Here is a 2741-nt window from a genome sequence, read left to right as displayed (position 1 = left end):
CTTTAGAATTCAAATAAAAAATTTTAAATTAACATTATGAAAATCTCAAGAAAAAATTTAATATATAAAGAAATTTTCTAAAAATCAAAATAACCAATACGATAAAAAAAGTGAAAAAAATATTCTATAGCATTAAAATAAATTTTTTTAAAACTTATGAGATTCATATGCAAAAAAATGCACCTATTTTTAATTATTATAAACAATCTATCCCAATCTTAACTGATTTTTATCAATTAACAATGGCATATAGTTTTTGGAAAACAAAGTTACAAAACCAAGAAGCCGTATTTCATTTGTTTTTTCGTAAGTCCCCCTTTCAAGGAGGTTTTACAATTGCTGCTGGGTTAGAATACGTAATAGATCTACTTGATAATTTTCATTTCGATCCAAGTGATTTAGCTTATCTAGAACAAATGCGTAATTCTAATAATGAAATCTATTTTTCTTCTGAATTTCTAGATTATCTATCGAAATTACGATTTTCAGGAAATATTGATGCTATGCCAGAAGGCACAGTAGTCTTTCCTTACGAACCTCTATTAAGGATTCAAGGACCATTAATCGAATGTCAACTTTTAGAGAGCATTTTTTTAAATTTAATAAACTTTTCTTCGCTTATTGCGACAAAATCAGCGCGTATTAATATAGCGGCAGGCGGAGAACCTGTTTTTGAATTCGGATTGCGAAGAGCACAAGGGATTGATGGATCTCTCATTGCTAGTCGTGCGGCTTATATAGGAGGTTGCCAAGGAACTTCCAATGTAGCAGCTGGAAGAATATTCGGTATTCCGTTGATAGGAACACAAGCTCATAGTTGGATTATGATATTTGATGAAGAACTAGATGCTTTTCAGGAATATGCCAGAGTATTACCGGATAATTGTATTTTTCTCGTTGATACCTATAATACGCTTGAAGGTGTGAAAAAAGCAATTCAAGTAGGAAATTGGTTAAAAAGTCAGGGAAAAAAAATGTTAGGAATACGTTTAGATTCTGGCGATTTAGCTGACTTAAGTATTAAATGTCGTAGTTTACTTGATCAGGAAGGATTTACAGACACAAAAATCATTGCTAGTAATGACCTAGACGAAGACATTATCAGTGAACTTAAAAGGCAAAATGCTCAGATCACTAATTGGGGAGTTGGTACTAGTCTTGTCACTGGAAAAAATCAATCAGCTTTAGATGGTGTGTACAAATTATCCGCTATTCGCAATTTAGGAGACAAATGGAGATATAAGTTGAAGCTTTCTGAACAAATGATGAAGGTATCTAATCCAGGTATTTTACAGGTTCGCAGATATTATTCGGATATAGGAAATATTGGAGATGTGATTTACGATATTGATCAAGTTCCAACTGAATATTGCAGAATTGTTGATTGTTCGGACTTTACTAAGCAAAAAATCTTAAAAAAAGGCTTATTCAGCAGAGATCTTTTACAACCTATTTTTAGAAGTGGGAAACGTATTTATGAACAGCCTAGCTTAAATGAAATTCGTCAAACAACTCAAAGAGAGTTATCTGGATTCTCAAATGAGGTAAAAAAAATTTTAAACCCTCATTTATATGAGGTTGGTATAGAAGAATCCTTGCACAATTTAAAAATGAATTTGATAAAAAATATTCGAGACCGAACATTAAAGTAGTTCATTCATATTTAGGAATCATAAAATGAAAACGGTAGTATTAAAATTTGGTGGAAGTGTCATCAATTCTATTGAGAGTTTTCATGAAATAGCTCATTCAATTGCTGAAAGAAAAAAACGAGAATGTCATATTTGTATCGTTGTATCAGCAATGTACAAGACTACAGAAAACCTACTTGGATTAGCAAAGTATGTCTCCAAATCTCCTTCTTTACGAGAATTAGATGCATTAGTAACTACAGGAGAAGTGATTTCTGCATCATTATTAGCTATAGCACTTAATGATATAAAAATCCCTGCTATTAGTTTGACTGGTAAGCAAGCTGGAATTTTAACGGATTCTAATTTTACAGATGGAAATATTTTAGCTGTTTCATCAAAACTTGTGTTAAAATTAATGAATGAGGGAACTATACCAATCCTCACAGGATTTCAAGGTGTTAATCTAAATGATGAAGTAGTCTCTTTAGGTCGTGGAGGTTCAGACTTAACCGCAGTTGCTATTGGCGCAGCATTAAATGCAGATACTATAGAATTTTATAAAGATGTTTCTGGTATATATTCTCCTTCAAACTTATCTGATTGTTTGAATAATAAAGCAATTGCGTACCTAAATTACTTTGAAGCATTATCTCTTATTAGGCAGGGAAGTCATCATGTAATTTGCGAAAAAGCAATTAAGTATGCAGAAAAGTATAATGTAAAACTTAGAGTCTGTTCTCTTTACGGATTGCATAACACATTAGAGGGCACTTTTATACATGCATAAAATTACAAATTTTAGTTTCTTGTATTTAAAAAAAATATTGGCTAATTTTAAATTTTTTTAGTTGACCTTGCCCCCTGATTCCATCCAGAGTTAAATAGAGATTCAAGCTATTAATTTCTTGTTATTTTCACTTAAACTTCTAATAAATTGTTTTGGGCTTAGACCCTTTAAACTTGTATGAGGACGATACTCATTATAGTCTTCGCGCCACTTTTCAATCGTGCTACGAGCATCCTTAACATTTAAAAACCAATTTTCATTTAAGCATTCATCACGAAGCTTTCCATTGAAACTTTCAATGTAACCATTTTGCATTGGCT

At 31.6% G+C, this 2741-nt stretch carries 3 protein-coding genes; 2 read left to right on the top strand and 1 reads right to left on the bottom strand.

The genetic code is table 11. The annotated features are described in order from the left end of the window. Window positions 1–167 precede the first annotated feature (167 nt). Together BU804_RS09805 and BU804_RS09800 are read left to right on the top strand one after the other, a co-directional pair. Window positions 168–1652 carry a nicotinate phosphoribosyltransferase gene (locus tag BU804_RS09805; protein ID WP_075883926.1) on the top strand — a complete coding sequence of 495 codons (1485 nt, stop codon included), beginning with the start codon at window positions 168–170 and terminating at the stop codon, window positions 1650–1652. Window positions 1653–1677: 25 nt separating this feature from the next. Further along, window positions 1678–2421, top strand: a complete 744-nt coding sequence (locus BU804_RS09800; RefSeq protein ID WP_079988700.1) for an amino acid kinase family protein — start codon at window positions 1678–1680, stop codon at window positions 2419–2421. 102 nt (window positions 2422–2523) lie between these two features. Here BU804_RS09800 and BU804_RS09795 read toward each other — a convergent pair. Further along, window positions 2524–2741, bottom strand: a 218-nt coding sequence (locus BU804_RS09795) for an integrase core domain-containing protein (RefSeq protein ID WP_143298984.1), incomplete at its 5' end; no start/stop codon positions are given.

Origin of the sequence: Candidatus Protochlamydia sp. W-9 (assembly GCF_001950615.1) — a bacterium.
Lineage (GTDB): Bacteria > Chlamydiota > Chlamydiia > Chlamydiales > Parachlamydiaceae > Protochlamydia > Protochlamydia amoebophila.
Note: the sequence above shows the minus strand (reverse complement) of the source record. Positions and strands in the feature narration are given on the sequence as shown.

What these genes read in the sequence shown, in the direction of transcription:
- BU804_RS09800 (WP_079988700.1), top strand. Translation starts at nt 1,678, where the DNA reads ATGAAAACGGTAGTATTAAAATTTGGTGGAAGTGTCATCAATTCTATT.
- BU804_RS09805 (WP_075883926.1), top strand. Translation starts at nt 168, where the DNA reads ATGCAAAAAAATGCACCTATTTTTAATTATTATAAACAATCTATCCCA.